Source organism: Stenotrophomonas sp. 3diitr2024, assembly GCF_042136455.1.
GTDB classification, from domain to species: Bacteria; Pseudomonadota; Gammaproteobacteria; order Xanthomonadales; family Xanthomonadaceae; genus Stenotrophomonas; species Stenotrophomonas sepilia.
In genome coordinates this window covers 1-18,403 of sequence record NZ_JBHHMJ010000106.1, presented here as the reverse complement: position 1 = coordinate 18,403, position 18,403 = coordinate 1, and the positions used below count along the sequence as shown (strand labels likewise).

At 65.8% G+C, this 18,403-nt stretch carries 18 protein-coding genes; 7 read left to right on the top strand and 11 right to left on the bottom strand.

Features of this window, described 5'->3' with window-relative positions:
- Positions 1–98 precede the first annotated feature (98 nt).
- The 3 genes from ABGA94_RS02695 to yidA form a co-directional block, all read right to left on the bottom strand.
- A complete protein-coding gene (locus ABGA94_RS02695) occupies positions 99–2,417 on the bottom strand; it encodes a TonB-dependent receptor (protein ID WP_375366318.1) in 2,319 nt (772 codons plus the stop codon).
- A 281-nt stretch (positions 2,418–2,698) separates the two neighbouring features.
- The gene (locus tag ABGA94_RS02690) at positions 2,699–2,986 is read right to left on the bottom strand and encodes a colicin immunity domain-containing protein (protein WP_032954607.1); all 288 of its coding nucleotides are present in this window, start codon (positions 2,984–2,986) and stop codon (positions 2,699–2,701) included.
- A 13-nt stretch (positions 2,987–2,999) separates the two neighbouring features.
- Positions 3,000–3,833: a sugar-phosphatase gene (gene yidA / locus ABGA94_RS02685; protein ID WP_134731073.1), complete on the bottom strand. Its 834-nt coding sequence runs from the start codon at positions 3,831–3,833 to the stop codon at positions 3,000–3,002.
- 149 nt (positions 3,834–3,982) lie between these two features.
- Between yidA and ABGA94_RS02680 the strand changes: the two genes are divergently transcribed.
- Entirely contained in the window at positions 3,983–4,645 is a 663-nt protein-coding gene (locus ABGA94_RS02680; RefSeq protein WP_088497379.1) for an exopolysaccharide biosynthesis protein, read from the top strand.
- 87 nt (positions 4,646–4,732) lie between these two features.
- Here ABGA94_RS02680 and ABGA94_RS02675 read toward each other — a convergent pair whose 3' ends face one another.
- The 3 genes from ABGA94_RS02675 to ABGA94_RS02665 all read right to left on the bottom strand — a co-directional run bounded on the left by ABGA94_RS02675 (position 4,733) and on the right by ABGA94_RS02665 (position 6,995).
- The gene (locus tag ABGA94_RS02675; RefSeq protein ID WP_375366315.1) at positions 4,733–6,043 is read right to left on the bottom strand and encodes a PQQ-dependent sugar dehydrogenase; all 1,311 of its coding nucleotides are present in this window, start codon (positions 6,041–6,043) and stop codon (positions 4,733–4,735) included.
- Positions 6,036–6,476 carry a DUF2231 domain-containing protein gene (locus ABGA94_RS02670; protein ID WP_041863928.1) on the bottom strand — a complete coding sequence of 147 codons (441 nt, stop codon included), beginning with the start codon at positions 6,474–6,476 and terminating at the stop codon, positions 6,036–6,038. The genes ABGA94_RS02675 and ABGA94_RS02670 overlap by 8 nt, the downstream gene beginning before the upstream one ends.
- A gap of 108 nt (positions 6,477–6,584) precedes the next feature.
- Positions 6,585–6,995 (bottom strand): hypothetical protein, encoded by a 411-nt coding sequence (locus tag ABGA94_RS02665; protein ID WP_235646038.1) that lies wholly within the window; start codon positions 6,993–6,995, stop codon positions 6,585–6,587.
- A gap of 251 nt (positions 6,996–7,246) precedes the next feature.
- Between ABGA94_RS02665 and ABGA94_RS02660 the strand changes: the two genes are divergently transcribed.
- Both ABGA94_RS02660 and ABGA94_RS02655 read left to right on the top strand, forming a co-directional pair.
- Positions 7,247–9,013 carry a S8 family serine peptidase gene (locus ABGA94_RS02660; RefSeq protein WP_108270659.1) on the top strand — a complete coding sequence of 589 codons (1,767 nt, stop codon included), beginning with the start codon at positions 7,247–7,249 and terminating at the stop codon, positions 9,011–9,013.
- Positions 9,013–9,591 carry a DNA breaking-rejoining protein gene (locus tag ABGA94_RS02655; RefSeq protein WP_065186570.1) on the top strand — a complete coding sequence of 193 codons (579 nt, stop codon included), beginning with the start codon at positions 9,013–9,015 and terminating at the stop codon, positions 9,589–9,591. Before ABGA94_RS02660 ends, ABGA94_RS02655 begins: the two co-directional genes overlap by 1 nt.
- Positions 9,592–9,735: 144 nt before the next feature.
- Here the strand turns inward: ABGA94_RS02655 and ABGA94_RS02650 are convergent, their stop codons facing one another.
- Genes ABGA94_RS02650 through cyoA form a run of 5 tightly spaced genes read right to left on the bottom strand, consistent with a single transcriptional unit; the run spans position 9,736 to position 14,281 of the window.
- Positions 9,736–10,416 carry an SCO family protein gene (locus tag ABGA94_RS02650; protein ID WP_375366314.1) on the bottom strand — a complete coding sequence of 227 codons (681 nt, stop codon included), beginning with the start codon at positions 10,414–10,416 and terminating at the stop codon, positions 9,736–9,738.
- Positions 10,417–10,427: 11 nt separating this feature from the next.
- The gene (gene cyoD, locus ABGA94_RS02645) at positions 10,428–10,760 is read right to left on the bottom strand and encodes a cytochrome o ubiquinol oxidase subunit IV (RefSeq protein ID WP_006399830.1); all 333 of its coding nucleotides are present in this window, start codon (positions 10,758–10,760) and stop codon (positions 10,428–10,430) included.
- A 1-nt stretch (position 10,761) separates the two neighbouring features.
- On the bottom strand, positions 10,762–11,397 hold the full coding sequence (gene cyoC / locus ABGA94_RS02640) for a cytochrome o ubiquinol oxidase subunit III (protein ID WP_081280497.1): 636 nt from the start codon (positions 11,395–11,397) through the stop codon (positions 10,762–10,764).
- Positions 11,394–13,370 (bottom strand): cytochrome o ubiquinol oxidase subunit I, encoded by a 1,977-nt coding sequence (gene cyoB / locus ABGA94_RS02635; RefSeq protein ID WP_262232859.1) that lies wholly within the window; start codon positions 13,368–13,370, stop codon positions 11,394–11,396. The genes cyoC and cyoB overlap by 4 nt, the downstream gene beginning before the upstream one ends.
- A 5-nt stretch (positions 13,371–13,375) precedes the next feature.
- Entirely contained in the window at positions 13,376–14,281 is a 906-nt protein-coding gene (cyoA, locus tag ABGA94_RS02630) for a ubiquinol oxidase subunit II (protein WP_005420037.1), read from the bottom strand.
- A gap of 183 nt (positions 14,282–14,464) precedes the next feature.
- Between cyoA and ABGA94_RS02625 the strand changes: the two genes are divergently transcribed.
- The 4 genes from ABGA94_RS02625 to ABGA94_RS02610 are packed head-to-tail and all read left to right on the top strand — an operon-like array spanning position 14,465 to position 18,337.
- Entirely contained in the window at positions 14,465–15,880 is a 1,416-nt protein-coding gene (locus tag ABGA94_RS02625) for a PLP-dependent aminotransferase family protein (protein ID WP_065179383.1), read from the top strand.
- A gap of 55 nt (positions 15,881–15,935) precedes the next feature.
- A complete protein-coding gene (locus ABGA94_RS02620; protein ID WP_005420041.1) occupies positions 15,936–16,214 on the top strand; it encodes a hypothetical protein in 279 nt (92 codons plus the stop codon).
- Positions 16,214–16,813 (top strand): DUF6436 domain-containing protein, encoded by a 600-nt coding sequence (locus ABGA94_RS02615; RefSeq protein WP_005420043.1) that lies wholly within the window; start codon positions 16,214–16,216, stop codon positions 16,811–16,813. Before ABGA94_RS02620 ends, ABGA94_RS02615 begins: the two co-directional genes overlap by 1 nt.
- 9 nt (positions 16,814–16,822) lie before the next feature.
- Positions 16,823–18,337, top strand: a complete 1,515-nt coding sequence (locus ABGA94_RS02610; RefSeq protein ID WP_095378931.1) for a PLP-dependent aminotransferase family protein — start codon at positions 16,823–16,825, stop codon at positions 18,335–18,337.
- The last annotated feature ends 66 nt before the right edge of the window (positions 18,338–18,403 follow it).

Genomic DNA, 18,403 nt, shown 5'->3' with positions numbered 1-18,403 from the left:
CCCTTTGCCGTGCAAAGGGATCTGACCCCCGATCACGGGATGGCTGCGGGGTCGGATCCCTTTGCGCAGCAAAGGGCTCTGACCCCGCCCTCGTCGCCTCAGAACGCCATCGAGGTACTGAACATCAGCTGCCGTGGCGCGCTGCGCTGCAGGGTCTGGTAATCCCCCGAGAACGACGAGCCGGCGATGGTGGCGGTGCCGATGTTGTGGCGGTTGAACAGGTTGCTCACGTCCAGCCGCAGCTCCAGGCCGGGCACGGCGCTGTCCGCACCGAAGCGGTAAGCGGCGTAGGTGTTGACCTGCCAGAACGTGGGCACGCGGATGTCGTTCTCGTAGGTGAAGGGCTGGCGCAGGTACGAGGTGCTGGTTGCACCAAAGCGCCAGTCACCGAAGTGGGCGGACAGGTCGCTGACCAGCGAGATCTGCGGGTAGCCCGGCTGGGCGTTGCCCTTGATCGGGTACACCGTGTCACCCACCACGAAATCGCTGTCGTAGTACGAACGGGCCACGGCCACGCCCTGGTAGAACTGCAGGTGGTCGGTCAAGTCGGCGGTGATGCCGAGGTCGGCACCGATCACGTGCATCTTCGGCATCAGCCGCACCGTGTTGATCTGCGCGAACTGAGTGCCGATGGCCGCCGACAGCAGGCGGTTGCGGATGTCGTTGTAGAACACGTCGCCGGTGATCGTCAGCCGGTCGAAGCGATGCGATGCACCCACGGTGAGGTTCCAGTTCTTTTCCGGACGCAGGGTACCCGCTACGCGGTCGAACTCTTCCTGGTCGGTGATGGTCCACGCCGAGGCGGTGTAACCGATGTTGCCGCGCTGAGCGACGCGATAGCCGTTCATGGTATTGGCCAGGTCGATGAAGGCATCGGTGGATTCGGTCGGGCTCCAGAACAGCGAGACATGCGGCAGGAAGTTGCTCTTCGCGCGCAGCGTGCCGTTCACCGGCCGGTCCTTGGCATCGCCGAGGCCGCCGCCGCGGGTGCGGAAGTCCACGGCCTTGAAACCAACGCCCAGCTTCAGCGTGTCGTTCAACACGATGTCGTCCTGCAGGTAGAACTGGCGCGAGCGGGTCACCCAGCTCGATGCGTTGTCGGTCTTGAACGCGGGACCGTACACATCGAACGGGCCGGTGGCCTTCAGCGGTGGGCCCTCGCCCAGCGGCGGCTGCGGGTACCACTCGGTCTTGGCCGCAGCCTTGCTCTTCTCCTGCCAGAAGCCGGCCGTGAAGGTGTGCGCGCCGGTCTCGAACTGCAGGTTGACCATGCCACCCAGCCGGTTGAGGCGCGGCGTCTGCACCTGTTCGGAGAATGGCGCACCGTTGGGCGATGGCACGGTCGGGTCGGTCAGCGTGGCCTGGGTGTGGCTGTTGGCGTTGTACAGCTGCACGTTGCCACTCAGCGCCGGGGTGATCTGGAAGCGATGGTTGATCGATGACACGCGGTCGCGGGTGATCTGGCCGGTGTCGTACGGAATCAGTTCGGAAAGCTCGCCGCAGGTGTAGGCGCCGCAGGACTTGTCTGCATTCTCCGGCGAGGCCACGTACCACGCCCACGCATAATCGGGATAGAAGATGTCGGCCTTCCAGCCCAGTTTGCGGATCATGTCGAAGGAAATGTTGTTGTAGCCCCAGACCTTGGCCTTGCTGTCGGACAGGAACACGGTGACATCGCCCCAGGCGACGTCCTGCTGCAACTTGAGGTCGCCGCGCAGGAAGTTCTGCGTGCCCTCGCCCTGGTACTTGTCGGCGGACACGCGCTGCAGGTCGACCAGCACTTTCGGGCCCTGCTCGCCGAGCTGGCCAGTCTGCCCCGATACGGTGGTGACCAACGTGCTGTTGCTGCCCACGCCCTGCTTCACGCGCAGGCTGGGCGTGTCCTGCAGGTCGCGCAGGCGGTATTCCAGGCTGCCGCCGTTGACGCTGCTGGAGAACACGCTGACCGGTGCGCCGCCAGGGCTGACCGTGATAGCGCCGATGCCGTCGGGCACGCCCACGTTCACCACGCTGGTGCCGGTGAGCGAGAGGAAGCCGTTGTCGTTCAGCGGCACGCCTTCGAAGGTGATGCCCATTTCATTCATGCGGAAGCCGCGCACGAACAGGCTGGTGGCCGAGATATCCAGGCCCAGCCCATCGGTGGCAGTGTAGCTGGCGCCCGGTACCTGCCTCAGCATCGCCAGGCCGTTGTTGCCGGTGACCATCGCGTCCAGGTCTTCGGCCTTGATGATGTAGCGGTTGGGGCCGACCACCTGGGTCGGTGCCACGGCCGCACCGCGCGGTGTGGCGATAACCTGCAGGGCATTGAGCGTGGTGGGCGTGTCGAGCGCGGTGGCGTGCGTTTCTGCGGCATGCGCTGGCGCGGTGATGGCGGCGATGATGGCCAGGGCGAGGCGCGTCGTGGGTGGGGTGTTCATGGGCAGATCCAGGTGCAGGGAGAGAGCGGCGCAGGCGCACGCCCAGCGCGTTGCAGCACCGGTGTTGGCGCCCTGGCTGGCGGTGCGATTGCGTTGAGAGGGTGACGGCGCGGTGCGCGCCGGTCGGCAGACGAAGACGATCATCTGCCGCAGGATTCGATGGCGTGATTTCGACGTGCGAAATTCTTGCATCGCACTGGCGCATCCGCCATTGCACCGTGGTACAGCGCAGATGGTGATGGGGATGTATGGGCTATACGCAGGTATACATCCAAGCCAGGCTAGCGAGCAGTCGTGGACTGCTTCCACTCATCGATCAGAGCCACAACGGCAGCATGCAGCTGGGCGGCATCAAGCTCATACGCATGGCGATCTACATCTTCGTCGCAATACATGTCGGCAGCACAGAAGATGCTGGACAGGCACGTTGAAAGCGCTACGTCATCCAAAGCCAGCAAGTCGAGATCCCGCTCGATCTTCCATAGCTCGATGTAGGACTCGGAGAAAACGTGCGCCGACATCCGCTCATTGACGAAGGACTGAGCAAACATCATCAAAGTCCAGCTCATGATGTGCGTCCGATCATTGCAGGACGAAACGCTCGATCGCGCGCGCCACGCCTTCGTCGGCATTGCTGCTGGTCTCAAACCGCGCCACCGCCTTCACCGCGTCGATGGCATTGCCCATCGCCACGCTGGTGCCAGCGTACTGCAGCATGGTCAAGTCGTTCTCCTGGTCACCGATGGCCATCACATTGGCGCGGTCGATGCCCAGGTGCTCGGCCAGCTTCTGCAGGCTCGGTCCCTTGCCGGCGCGGTGGTCGAACACTTCCAGGAAGAACGGCGCGCTCTTCAGTACCGCGAAACGTTCGGTCAGCTCGCTGGGCAGGCGCGCGATGGCGGCATCCAGCACATCCGGCGCGTCGATCATCATCAACTTGATGAAGGACATCGACGGGTCCATGTCTTCCACGCGGCGATACGACAGCGGCATCCGCGAGAGATGCGAGTCGGCTACGGTGTAGTAGCTGATGTCCTGGTTGGGCGTGTACATGCGCTGGCTGTCCAGCGCCTGGAAGTGCACGCCGAGGTCGCGGGCCACCTGCTCGCAGAACAGGAAGTCGTCGAAGCTGAGCGGATATTCGACCACGGTTTCGCGCGTGCCGATCCGCTGCACCAGGCCGCCATTGCAGGCGATGCAGTAGTCGTCGTTGCCGGTGATGCCCAGCTCGTGCAGGTACGGCGCCAGGCCCGGAACCGGGCGGCCACTGGTCAGCACGATGTGCACGCCCAGCGCCCGCGCCTGCGCGATGGCCTTCCTGGCGCGGGAGGTGAGCTGGTGCGACGGGTCCAGCAGCGTGCCATCCATGTCGATGGCGACCAGTTCGATGGTCGATTGCCGGCGGCCCATGTCCATTGCGTTCAACTCGTGCGGGGCACGCCAGTTTACCCCCTCATGCCCGGTTCACCTCTTTGCCCACGTTGGCCGGGATACTGCGGGAGCCTGTGCGTCCCCCACCGCAGGACGGCCCCTTGACCGCCCTTCCCTGGAGAACCTTGCGACGCATGACCTACCGTGCCCCTGAAACCAATGACAGCGCGCCCCTGGCCCAGCAGATCGAGCAGATGATCGACGAACTGCCCGGCGACCAGGTGAGCGTCGGCACCCTGCTCAGCGCGCTGGGCGATGAGGGCCTGCTGCTGATCGTGATCCTGCTCTCGGCCATCTTCATCATTCCGGTGTCGATTCCCGGGCTGAGTACGGTGTTTGGCGCCTCGATCCTGCTGATCGGCCTGAGCCGGGTGCGCAACCGCCCGCTGTGGGTGCCACAGAAGCTGGCCCGCCGCGAGATCGCCACCGACAAGCTGAAGACCAACCTCGGCCGTGCGCTGAAATGGGTGCACCGCATGGAGCGGCTGTCGCGGCCGATGCGGCTGGCGGTGATGGTGCGCTCGAAGAAGATGATGCGCCTGAACAACCTGATGCTGGTGTTCGCGACCCTGCTGTTGATGGCGCCGGCCGGGCCGATACCCTTCAGCAACACGCTGCCGGCGCTGGCGCTGATGTCCTTCGCCATCGGTTTCATCCAGCGCGATGGCGCGGCGGTGGCGGCCGGTTACGGCTTCGTGGTGGCCACGGTGGTGTATTTCGGCGTGCTGCTGGGCGGCGTGGGGTTTGCTGCCGAGTCGGTGTTCAGCGGGTTCCGCAGCAGTACCGCGGAACTGTAGAGCCGAGCCCATGCTCGGCTGCTCTTCGACCTGTACGCGAAACCCCGCGCTGCGCGCGTAAGCCGAGCATGGCTCGGCTCTACAGAACTACTTGGCCGACACCCGCCACACCACGTCGCCCACGTCGTCGGCCACCAGCAATGCGCCTTCGGCATCCATCGCCATGCCCACCGGTGCGCCCATCAGGGTCTTCTCGTCCTTTGAGGCGAAGCCGCTCACCACGGTCTGCGGGCGCCCGGTCGGCTTGCCGTCCTTGAACGGTACATACACCACTTCGTAGCCGCTCAGCGGTGAACGGTCCCAGCTGCCGTGCTCGCCGATGAAGGCACCGCCGTGGTACTGCGCCGGCAGTGCCTGTCCGGTGTAGAACAACAGGCCCAGGGGTGCCACGTGCGAGCCGATGGCGTAGTCCGGCACGATTGCCTTGGCCACCAGGTCCGGCCGCTGTGGCTGCACGCGTTCGTCCACGTGCTGCCCGTAGTAGCTGTAAGGCCAGCCGTAGAAGCCATCTTCCTTCACCGAGGTGAGGTAGTCAGGCACCAGGTCGGCACCGATCTCGTCGCGTTCGTTTGCTACCGCCCACAGCTTCCCGGTACTCGGCTCCCAGTCCAGCCCGGTCGGGTTGCGGATGCCCGAGGCGTAGATGCGGCTGCCGCGGGTGGCCACGTCCACTTCCAGCACCACCGCACGGCGGTATTCGACGGCCAGGCCGTTCTCGGTGATGTTGCTGTTGGAGCCCACGCCCACATACAGCTTGCGGCCATCACGGCTGGCCAGCAGTTCCTTGGTCCAGTGGTGGTTGATGGTGCTGGGCAGGTCGGTGAACTCGCGGCCCTTGTCCGACATGCGGGTTTCGCCGGGCACGTAGTGGTACTGCATGATGTTGCCGGTGTTGGCCACGTACAGCGTGTCGCCGATCAGCTGGATGCCGAACGGCGAATGCAGGCCCTCGATGTAGACATGCTGGGTCCACGAGTTCGTTCCCGGCGTGCGGCGCAGCAGGGTGACCCGGTTCCCGCCCTTGCCGGCCTTGCCCGAGCGCGCCTTGACCTTGCCGGCAATCCACTGCTTGGGCGTGGTGACCGGTTCTTCGCCGGGGCCGTTGCCTTCCACCACCAGTACATCGCCATTGGGCAGGGTCAGCAGGCGCCGCGGATGCTGCAGGTTGGCGGCGATGCGCTCGATCTTCAGGCCCTCGGCCACCGTGGGGGTCTGTCCATCAGCCCAGCCGACGCCCTTGGGCACCTGCATCGGCGGCATCAGGAAGTTGGCCGGCTTGGGCAGCGGCGGCTGCGGGCCCGACTGGTCGGCGGGATGGTATTCAGCCTTGCCGGCGCAGGCCGACAGCATCACGGCCAGCGCCAGGGCGCCCACGGTGGGCAGGATGTGCTTAGCCATGACGACCTCCCTGCAGCACCGGCGGCTGCAGTGACAGCAGGATCAGGCCCAGGGCGATCAGGGCCACGGTCAACGCCGACAGGATCGTGCCCGGCACCGCAACGGCGTACGCGTCGCGGCTGTGCACGAAGGCGTTCCAGATGGCCAGCACCACCGCGACCAGGTTGAGGAAGAAGTCGATGCGGTCGATGCGGGTGGCGGTGCCGTTGCGGCGCCAGACCGCGAAGAGGTTGATCAGGCGCGGCACGATGGCGATCAGCAGGCCGAAGGTGATCAGCCAGGCAGCGGCCTTGCCCCACATCACCTCGGCGCTGTTGAGATAGATCGCGTCGAAGATCAGTGCGCCGACGAAGAAGCCGAAAGGTATCGGGTTCAACAGGCTGAACAGTGTGGTGCCGAGGCCGCGATGGGCCTGGGCGAGCGGATTGACCATCATCGTGCTCCGTGCGGAAGGGTGCACGGGCTGTAGTAGCACAGCGCGATGTGAGGGCACGCGATGATGCCCCGGCAGGGCTGCCGCACCCTCCGCGCAGGCACCGCGCTAAGTGGATTCGTCCTCGCGCACCTCGTGGAAGGGCAGCATCGTCTCGAAGCCGAATTCGTGTTCCATGCTGGTGCGGACCAGGCCGCCGATGGCGTAGCGGCTGGTGTTGGCATGCACGTCTATGCCACCCGGCCGCCACTCGGTGCGCAGATGCAGCGTCTCTGCGCGTCGCATGACGATCCGTTCCTCCTGCAGCAGTGCGCGACGGTGTTTCTTCATCAGCAGGCGCAGCGGTTTCACCGTGGTGATGCCGAAGGCTGCCAGCTCGGGCAGCAACTCGCTGATATCGGCATCGTCGCCATAGTCGTGGCTGCGCGTATGCACGGACAGCACCACCTTGCGGATGGCGGCAACCGAGAGCGGGGTCTGGTCCACGCGCGCACGGGCACGCTGGCGTGCGTTCTTCATGTGTGACTTCACCTGCATGCGATTACCCACGTTTCCCGTACCTCGAAGCAAGCGAGCGATGATGGCGTGAAGGCATTCGAGTACCCCGTCATAACTTGGCGTACTAAGTGTTTGTGACGCAATTGGCACATTCGCACATTGCGGGAGTGAAGAGGTAGGGGGTTCTTCGTTATGTCGCGTTTGGCTCGTTGCGATGGGGCAGTTCCGCCCCGCCGTCCTGCCATGCCGATTCACAACAGAAGGATTCGTGTATGAAGCGACACACGCAACGCACCGCGCCACCGCGCTCCGCGCGCCTGGCTCTCGCCACTGCTTTGGTACTGGGTAGCCTGGCCGTCACCGCCCAGGCCCAACAGGCCGATCCACTGGCGGCAATCCAGTGGCACCTGCTCAACACCGGGCAGACGGTCCCGGCTGACACGCTGCCGGTGGCCGGCAACGATCTGAACGTGGATGGCCTGTTCCGCAACGGCATCCGCGGCCAGGGCGTCACCATCGCCATCGTCGATGATGGCCTGCAGATCGCGCATCCGGACCTGGCGGCCAACGTGGCCGCGGTGGCCGGCAAGAACTTCACCAATGGCTCGAACAACCCCACCCCGACCAACCCGGATGTCGACAACCACGGCACCATGGTCGGCGGCATCGCTGGCGCGGTGGGCGCCAACAACCTGGGCGTGCGCGGTGTGGCCCCGGCGGCGACGTTGAAGGGCTTCAACCCGATTTCGCGCTCGGCCCTGGGCAACCAGCAGAGCAACATCGAGTACGCCTGGTGGGACGGCGCGGAATCGGCCGACGTGCAGGTGTTCAACAACAGCTGGGGCGCCGGCCCGGGCAATCCGAACCTGCCGCTGGCGTACAGCGAAAACACGATTCGTTCGTACGAGCAGGCACTGTCGGGGACGCGCGGTGGCCGCGGCGGCATCTACGTGAAGTCGGCCGGCAACAACTTCAACAATGCCTCGATCAGCCAGACCCAGGATGTCTGCACCACCGACACCAAGAACCGCAACACCGGCTGCGTGCCGGCCGGCCGTGATCCGCGCAACAACCTGTTCAACGTGATCACCGTAGGCGCGGTGCGCGCCGATGGCGTGCGCTCGTCTTACTCCTCCACCGGCTCGGCCCTGTGGGTTTCGGCCTTTGGTGGTGAGTACGGCCTGCAGGCGCAGTACGCGCCCGGCCTGGTGGCACGCGCGTACGACCCGGCCATCGTCACCACCGACGTGACCGGGTGCGCGCAGGGCAGCAACAAGAACACCAACCGCCAGAACACCCTGGACAGCAACCTGTCGGCCATCGACAGCACCTGCAACTACACCGCCAAGATGAACGGCACTTCGGCGTCGGCGCCGATGGTATCGGGCGTGGCGGCACTGGTGCTGGAAGCCAATCCGAACCTGTCCTATCGCGATGTGAAGTACATCCTGGCCACCACCGCCACGCGCAACCACCCGAACCAGCCGGCGGTGACGCTGGCCGACGGGCGCACGCTGGTGCCGGGCTGGACGGTGAATGCCGCCGGCCGTGCCTACAGCAACTGGTATGGCTTCGGCGTGGTCAACGCTGCACGTGCAGTGCAGGTGGCCGAGAACTTCCAGTCGCTCGGTGCGCTGGTCGACAGTGGCTGGCGCAACACGACGCGTACCGTGGCCATCGGCAACACCTCGGCTGCCGCCGCACGCCTGACCTTCCAGTTGGCCAACGGCGCGCGCAACATCGAAAGCGTGCAGCTGGGCTTCCGGGTCAACCACCGCAACACGCGCCAGCTGCAGTTCGTGCTGGTGTCGCCCAGCGGCACCCGCAGCGTGGTGCAACCGGCGTTCACCGCGATCGGTTCGGGCACGGGTGGCGCGCAGAGCAACTTCACCAGCTGGGACCTGCTGTCCAGCAATGCCTTCCTGGATGAGAATGCCAGCGGCACCTGGACGCTGGAAGTCACCGACATGGGGCAGGCCGCGACCGCAGCTTCGCGCGGCAACCTCGAATTCTTCAAGATCCGCGTTCTGGGGCACTGATGATGAAGACCACCATTCTGTTGAGCACGCTCGCCCTCGCGGCGATGACCTCCCCTGCCTGGGCACAGAGCTCGGGGCAGACTCCTCCGGCCAGGACCCTGTCGACCGTGGATGTGCAGGAACTGAAGGCGTCCGCTACCGGCCGCGCGTTCGATGTAGGCGGCACGCGTTTCCAGCTGTCCCCCTCGGCCACGGTGAAGCAGGCCAGCGGCGGCCAGTTCACGATCACCCCGCAGGCGGCGGCGACCACCAGCTCGCGTACCAGGCGTTCGCTGGATGGCGCAGCGGCGGCACCTGCTGATGCCGGTGCCGGCAAGTTCGCGGCGGCGGTCTCCCGTGACGGCGCGCCGGTGGTGGCGACGTCGCGGGTCAAGGTGTTCTTCACCGATGCAGCATCGGCCCAGCGCGCAGCCGCCGCCACTGGCGGTACCGTGGTGAAGGTCTCCAGGGCTTCAGGCCAGGCCATCGTGGAGTACCCGTCGGTGAACGCGGCGCTGGATGCGACCACCAGGCTGCTGTCCACCGCCGGTATCCGCGCGACCGAGCCGGACGTGGTGCAGTGGGAAGAGACCAAGTAAGGCGTTGAGTGGTGCCCCTGGCCGGTTGGCTCTCCTGGCCGGCCGGGGGATTGATGTCAGGGTGTGCCGACCAACGGTCGGCACCCACCGGACTCATGCATCACGTGTCGACCAAGGTCGGCACCCACCGCGGTAGAGGTGGCGTCAGCGGGCGGCGAGTGTGCCGCTGTGCTTGAGGTGGCAGCTGGCCAGTGCGTCGTTGCCGGCGGCCGGGTGGCCGGGTTCGAGCAGCAGGCGCTGCACGTCGGAGAACAGCTTGTCCACCGGCATGCCGTACGGCGCGAACAGGCGCAGGCGGCCCTTGCGGTCGAACACGTAGCCACCGGCGATGTGGCTCATGGTGTAGGTCTCCGGCACCTGGCCGGGCTCTTTTTCGTAGAACGCCTTGAAGTCACTGGCCATCGCCGCCAGCTGTGCTTCGTTGCCGACCAGCGCGATTGCCTTGGGATCGAAGGCTTCCACATAGGTGCGCGCAACCTCCGGCGTATCACGCGCCGGGTCGACGCTGACGAACACCACCTGCAGCTGGTCGGCATCCCTGCCCATCAGGTGCTTGACCTGGCTCAGCTCGACTATGGTGGTCGGGCACACGTCCGGGCAGCTGGTGAAGCCGAAGAACAGATAGGTCACCTGGCCCTGCAGGTCCTTCGGGCCACGCACGGTGCCGTGGCTGTCGGGCATCGACCACTGTTGGCCAAGTTCTTCGCAGGCAATGTCCTTGGAATAGAAGTCCATGCGCGACTGCGCACTGCAGCCGGCCAGCAGGCCGAGCAGCAGGCCTGCGGCCAGCCGCAGGCCACGATGGGGGAACGTAATGCCTTTCACGGTTCGCAGGCTCAGTTGATCATCATGTGGTAGTGCATGCTCCAGATGATCCAGACCGACAGCGCGACGACGATGAACAGGATCACCAGGGTGAACACGAAGCTGGCCAGGTTCCACCCACCTTCGGACTTGCGGTCCATGTGCAGGAAATAGACCAGCTGCACCAGGATCTGTGCCACCGCGAAGCCGACCAGCAGGAACAGCGTGAGCGGCCGCGACAGCACCGGGTTCATCACCAGCGCGAACGGCACCACGGTCAGCAGCGCGCACAGCACGAAACCGATCAGGTAGGACTTGGTGGAGCCGTGCGCATTGCCGGCGCGCGAGGTTTCGACGTGGGCCATGTCAGAAGGCTCCGATCAGGTAGACGAAGGTGAAGACGCAGATCCACACCAGGTCCAGGAAGTGCCAGAACAGGCTCAGGCACGAAACGCGGGTGATGTTGGTCGGGGTCAGGCCACGGCGGTAGACCTGGTGCATGACCACCGCCATCCAGATCAGGCCGCTGGCGACGTGCAGGCCGTGGGTGGCGACCAGCGCAAAGAACGCCGACAGGTAGGCACTGGTGCTCGGGCCTGCGCCTTCGTGGATCAGGTGCGAGAACTCGTAGATTTCCATGCCGATGAACGAGGCACCGAGCACGAAGGTCACGCCCAGCCAGCGCAGCACCGCCGACGCATCGTGGCGATGCATCGCCAGCACGGCCTGGCCGTAGGTGATGCTGGACACAAGCAGCAGGAAGGTCTCGGCCATCACGAACGGCAACGAGAACAGCTCCTTGCCGGTGGGGCCGCCGGCATAGGCGGTGCTGAGCACCGCATACGAGGCGAACAGCGAACCGAACAGCACCAGGTCGGACATGAGGTAGACCCACATGCCGAACACCTTCATGCCGCCCTGCTCGTGGCTGTGGTCGTGTTCGTGATGGTCCTCGTGTGCCTGCGTGTCGGTGGCCAGCTCGGGGCGGGTCAACAGGTTCATGCGCGTACCTCCTTCAGCTTGGCAAGGTTGGCTGCTTCGGTGCGCGCCACCTCTTCGGAACTGACGTAGTAGTCCACGTCCTCGTCGTAGGACCGCACGATCAGGGTGACGATCATCGCGATGAAGCTGGCCGCGGCCATCCACCAGATGTGCCAGACCAGGGCGAAGCACAGCACCAGGATCCAGATGTTGAGGATCACCGGTACGCCGGTGTTCTTCGGCATGTGGATCGGCGCGTACTTCTTCGGCGGCGGCGGCAGGCCGCGCTTCTTCGCTTCATGGAAGGCGTCCAGCTCGTCGGCCTTGGGCACCACGGCGAAGTTGTAGAACGGCGGCGGCGACGGCGTGGCCCATTCCAGCGTGCGTGCGTTCCACGGGTCGCCGGTCAGGTCCAGGTTGCGCTTGCGGTCGCGCACGCTCACGTAGATCTGCACCAGCATCAGGATGATGCCCGCGAACACGAACAGCGCGCCGATGAAGGCGGCGATCAGGTACGGCGTCCACGCCGGGTTGTCGTACTGGTTCATGCGGCGGGTCATGCCCATGAAGCCCAGCATATACAGCGGCATGAAGGCCAGGTAGAAGCCGATCACCCAGCACGCGAACGACCACTTGCCCAGGCGCTCGTTGAGGGTGAAGCCGAACACCTTCGGGAACCAGTACGCGAAGCCGGCCAGGTAGCCGAACAGCGCGCCACCGATGATGGTGTTGTGGAAGTGCGCGACCAGGAACAGGCTGTTGTGCAGCAGGAAGTCCGCGCCCGGAATGGCCAGCAGCACGCCGGTCATGCCACCGATGGTGAAGGTGACCAGGAAGGCAATGGTCCACAGCATCGGCACACTGAACTCAACGCGGCCACCGTACATGGTGAACAGCCAGGTAAAGATCTTCACGCCGGTGGGAATGGCGATGATCATCGTCATGATGCCGAAGAAGGCGTTGACGCTGGCACCGGAACCCATGGTGAAGAAGTGGTGCAACCAGACGATGAACGACAGGATGCCGATCGCCAGCGTTGCACCGACCATCGACTTGTAGCCGAACAGCTTCTTGCGCGCGAACGTGGCGGTGACTTCAGAGAAGATGCCGAACGCCGGCAGCACCAGGATGTACACCTCCGGATGGCCCCAGGCCCACACCAGGTTCACGTACATCATCGGGTTGCCACCCAGCGTGTTGGTGTAGAAGTTGAAGTCCAGGTAGCGGTCCAGGGTGAGCGCGCCCAGCGCGACGGTCAGGATCGGGAAGGCGGCGATGATGATCACGCTGGTGACCAGCACGGTCCAGGTGAACACCGGCATCTTCATCAGGGTCATGCCCGGCGCACGCATGCGCAGGATGGTGATGAACAGGTTGACGCCGGTCAGCAAGGTGCCGATCCCCGAAGCCTGCAACGCCCAGATGTAGTAGTCGACACCGACGCCTGGACTGAACTCGATGCCCGACAGCGGCGGATAGGCGACCCAGCCGGTCATGGCGAACTCGCCAACGCCGAGCGAGATCATCATCAGCGCGGCGCCGACCACGAAGATCCAGAAGCTGAAGGCGTTGAGGAACGGGAACGCCATGTCGCGTGCGCCGATCTGCAGCGGCACGATGATGTTCATCAGGCCGACAACAAACGGAGTGGCCACGAAGAAGATCATGATCACGCCGTGTGCGGTGAAGATCTGGTCGTAGTGCTCCGGTGGCAGGAAGCCGTCACTGCCCGGCCCGGCCGCGGCCAGCTGCGCGCGCATCATCAGCGCGTCGGCGAAGCCACGCACCAGCATGACCAGCGCCACCACCACGTACATGATGCCGATCTTCTTGTGGTCCACGGTGGTGAACCAGTCACGCCACAACGGGCCCCACAGCTTGAAGTACGTCACCGCGCCAAGCAGCGCGAGACCACCCAGCACCATCGCCGCCAATGTGACCACGACGATCGGCTCGTGCAGCGGCACGGCCTCCCACGTCAATTTACCCAACATGTTCGTTACTCCTGGGAAACCTGGGCACCGCCGGCAGCGCCCGCCGGGGTGGCAGCAGCGGTGTTCTCACCGACGCCGATGAACTGGTCGATGACCTTCTTGAACAGCAGCGGTTCAACACTGGAGAAGTGCTGCACCGGTGCGTTCTTCGACGGCGCGGCCAGCGCCTTGAACTGCGCGAAGCTGAGCGCGTCCGGCGCGCTGCGCACCTCGGCCACCCAGCGCTCGAAGTCTTCGTTGCTGCTGGCGGTGGCAATGAACTTCATGTTCGAGAAGCCATGCCCGCTGTAGTTGCCGGACATGCCACGGAACTGGCCAGGCTCGTTGGCGATCAGGTGCAGCTGCGTGCGCATGCCCGCCATCGCGTAGATCTGCCCGCCCAGCTGCGGGATGAAGAAGGTATTCATCGTCGAGTTGGAAGTGATGTTGAACGCCAGCGGGCGGTTGGCCGGGAAGTTGAGCTGGTTGACCGTGGCGATGCCCAGGTCCGGGTATACGAACACCCACTTCCAGTCCGTGGCGATCACGTCCACGTGCAGCGGTTCACCGGCCACGTCCAGCGGCTTGTACGGGTCCAGTTCGTGGGTCGACTTCCACACGATCACTGCCAGGCCGGCAATGATCAGCAGCGGCACGCCCCAGACCACGATTTCCACCTTGGTGGAGTGCGACCAGTCCGGCGTGTATTTCGCTTGGGTGTTGCCGGCGCGGAAGCGCCAGGCGAATACGAAGGTCAGCACAATGGCCGGTATCACCACGATCAGCATCAGGCCGATGCAGATCAGGATCAGGTCGCGCTGGGCGAGCCCGACCATGCCCTTCGAATCCAGCAGCACCCAGTCACAGCCCGACAGGCCGACGCAGGCCAGGGCGACCAGCGCCAGGCGGATGCGGTTCCAGCAGATATTCATTGGAGGTCAACCCTGTTGAAGAAGCGCGCTTGACCGGCTCGCCTGCGCGCAGCGCCCGGGCGTGGAGCGGCTACACTGTGGGTACGAGGTCGCCTACAAGAAGGCGAACCACTCCAATCAAGCCCATACAAGATACATCATTGTATGGACTTGTGCACCTGCACGTATGGAAAAACCTGACCGATGACGCCACCTGCCGCCGGCCGCCGCCTGAAACACCCCAATCGCACCTGGGTTCGCCCCTTCCGCGAGGGCGCCGGCCCGCTGTACCTGCAGATTGCCCAGCAGGTGCGCGAGGCGGTGGATGACGGCGTGCTGCGCCCGGGCGACCGCCTGCCGCCGCAGCGCGACCTGGCCCAGCAGGTGGGCGTGGACCTGACCACGGTTACCCGGGCGTTCGCCGAGCTGCGCCAGGCCGGCCTGCTCGACGCGCAGGGCGCCGGCGGCACCTTCATCGCGCTGTCGGCAGGCAACCGCAGCACCTCGGTGGACCTGAGCATGAACATCCCGCCGCTGCTGGGCAGTGCGCCGTTCGCGCAGGGCATGGAGGCCGGTTTCCAGCACGTGGGCCAGCAGCTGGGCCAGGGCGAACTGATGAGCTACCACGTCGGCGCCGGTACCCGCGAGGACCGCGCCGCCGCGGTGCAGTGGCTGGCGCCGATGCTGGGCACGGTGGGCGCCGACCAGGTGGTGATCTGTCCCGGTGCGCAGACCGCGCTGTGTGCACTGATCCTGGCCTGCACCCAGCCGGGCGAGCTGATCGCCGCCGAGCAGCTGACCTACCCGGGCCTGCTGGCCGCCGCGCGCGTGCTGCAGCGGGGTGTGGTGCCGGTGGCGATGGATGCCGAAGGCATGCTGCCCGATGCGCTGGAAGAAGCCTGCCAGCTGCGCCGCCCGCGCCTGCTGTACCTGGTACCGACCATCCAGAACCCGACCACGGCAACGATGTCGGCACAACGCCGGCAGGCCCTGTTGGCGGTCGCCAAGCGCCACGATCTGACCGTGATCGAAGACGATCCCTACTGGTTGCTGGCCGGGGACGCCGCACCGCCGCTGGCCGCCCACCGCGACGCCGGCTGCCCGGTGTATTACATCTCCACCCTGTCCAAGTGCCTGGCACCGGGCCTGCGCACCGCGTACCTGGTGGTGCCGGCCGGCGAACCGATGGAACCGGTGCTGGACGCCCTGCGTGCGATCGCGCTGATGCCGACCCAGTCGATGGTGGCGGTGGCCTCGCAGTGGATCCGCAGCGGCAAGGCCCAGGACATGGTGCAGCGCTTCCAGCAGGAGCTGCGCGAGCGCCAGGCGATTGCTGCGCAGTACTTGCCGTCCCGTGCCCAGGCCCATCCGGCCGGCCTGCATGTGTGGCTGCCGCTGCCGCCACGGCTGGACCAGTACCGGCTGATCCAGGCCGCGCAGGAACAGGGGCTGGGCATCGCCAGTTCCGACGCCTTCAGCGTGGAAGAACCGCCTCCGGGCAACGCGATCCGCCTGTCACTGGGCGGCGCGGTTGACCAGGGTGCGCTCGCCGGGGCGCTGGCCAAGCTGAATGAAATCCTGTCTGAAGCCCCCGAGGCCCGGCACAACGCCATCGTCTGAACCGGACGCATGGCGCCATATCCATACAAGATGATATTTTGTATGCAATGTATGGATGAAGGGACGTGCCTCGATGCGCGCGGAGAAACTGAAGTTCCACCTGGTGATGGCCGGCTGCGGTGGCTTTGTGGTGCTGATGCTGGCCGCGCTGGCCTGGGTCTGCCTGCAGCCGCAGACCGTGGATGTGCAGGCCGCCGAACGCCACGCCATCGAGCAATGCGTGCAGCGCAGCGAGGATCCGTCGCGTAGCGAGATCCAGCGCCGGGCGCAGGCCGATTCCTGCCGCGAGATGCGCAAGCAGTACGTACACAAGTTCGGCGGGGACGCGTCCTGATGGGCGCAGCCGCGCCGCGTCGCCGCTGGTTGCTGCCGACGATGATCGCCCTCGCCTGCCTGTTCATGGCCGGCGTGGCGGCGGCGCTGTGGCAGTACTTCGGCTACAGCGCGCAGTCCACGTACACCGAACAGGCCATCGTCTTCGACGACTCGCAGCTGCGCCTGCCGGCCGATCTGGCCGGTAATACCGGCCGCATCCGCGTGGTGCATTTCTGGGACCCGGCCTGCGGCGTGTGCAACCGCGAGACCGGTGCGCACCTGAGCTACCTGATCAGCATGTACCGCCGCGCCGGCATCGACTTCTACGCGATCCGTCGCCCTGGCACGCAGGGCGAACTGCCCGAGCCGCTGCGCAACAAGGTGATCAACCTGCCGACCATCGATGGCATCGAGCACATTCCTGCCAGCCCTGCCGTGGCGATCTGGGACCGGCAGGGCCATCTGGCCTACGCCGGGCCGTACAGCATCGGCATGGTCTGCAACTCGGCCAACAGTTTCGTCGAACCGCTGCTGGACAGACTGGTGCGCGGCGAATCCGTGCGCCCGAAAGGACTGCTTGCCGTGGGCTGTTACTGCCCGTGGCAGGCCAAGCGCTGAGGACGCGCAATGATATCACTGGCTCTGGGTGGCGTGGCCGCCGCAAACAACAACGGCGGTCACCTGTCCGAACCGACCGATGGTTATGGACAGGCTCCCGCCGTTGGAAGCAACGATACGCCCCGACATGCTCCGTACATGCCGCGACCGGATGTCGCAGCGCGCGAATGGGTGCAGGACGTGCTCGCGCACAACGGGCCGATCTATCTGCGCATCGTCAATTCGCTGGAGCGCACGGTGCGTCGCGGTGGTCTTGCACCGGGGCAACGACTGCCCTCGCAGCGCGCGTTGGCGCAGCAGCTCGGCGTCGACCTCACGACCGTGACGCGGGCGTTCGATGAAGCGCGCAAACGCGGCCTGATCGAAGCACGCGGGCCACAAGGCAGTTTCATCGCACCACCCAAGGCCGGCTTCGACCAGGTGGTGGACCTGAGCATGAACGTGCCGCCGGTGCCCGATGCCGATGCGCTGGCCGAAACCCTGCGCCGCGGTGCCGCCGCCGTGCTTGCGCGCAGCAATGCGCCGAACCTGATGACCTACCACCTGGGCGGCGGCAACCCGACCGACCGCCACGCGGCAGCGCGCTGGCTGCAACCGATGCTGGGCGCGGTGGAGGATGCCAGCCTGTTGCTGACCGAAGGCGCGCAGGTGGCGCTTGCCGCGATCCTGGTCAGCCAGGGCCGCGACGGTGATGCGATCCTGTGCGATGCGCTGGTCTATCCGGGCCTGCTGCAGGCCGCAGCGGCGCTTGGCCGGCGGCTGTTGCCGGTGGACTGCGACGAACACGGCATGTGCCCCGATGCGTTGGCCCGGCTGGCACGCGAAAGCGGCGCGCGGTTGGTCTATCTCAACCCCACCTGCCAGAACCCGACCGCGCTGACCCTGCCGCTGCAGCGGCGCGAAGCGCTGGCGCGTGTTCTGGAGAGGGAAGGCCTGCTGGCGATCGAAGACGATCCTTACTGGCACCTCGCCGAGGATGCACCGACACCGCTGGCGGCGCTGGCACCGCGCCATGTGTTCTACGTGGCGACGCTGTCGAAGGTGATCAGCCCGGGCCTGCGCACCGCCTTCGTGCGCTGCCCGAGTGCCGCGCATGCCGAGGCGATGACCGCCGCGCTGCGGGCGACGCGGCTGATGGGCCATCCATTGGTGTCGGCGCTGGCCAGCCAACTGTTGCTTGATGGTTCGGCACAATCGCTGCTGGCGCAGGTGCGTGCCGAGGCGCGCGAGCGCGTGCGCATGGCCCGCTGCCTGCTGGCGCCGTCGCTGCTGCTGCGCGCTGAAGGCCTGCACGCCTGGTGCAGGGTACCAGCGCCATGGACCGACGCCACGCTGGTGCGTACCGCGCAGCTGCAGGGGCTGGCCATCGCTCCTTCATCGGCGTTCTGTCCGCCCGGGGTGCAGCATCAGCACGGCGTGCGGCTGTCGTTGGGGCTGGCGGCGGACCGACGGCAGCTGGAGAGCGCGTTGCGGCGGATTGACCGGTTGTTGTTGTCGGACGCGCTGCCGGCGATCGAGCGGTAGCCCTGGTAGTGCCGGCCGCTGGCCGGCAACGGCGTGCACGGATCATGAGGTTGCCGGCCAGCGGCC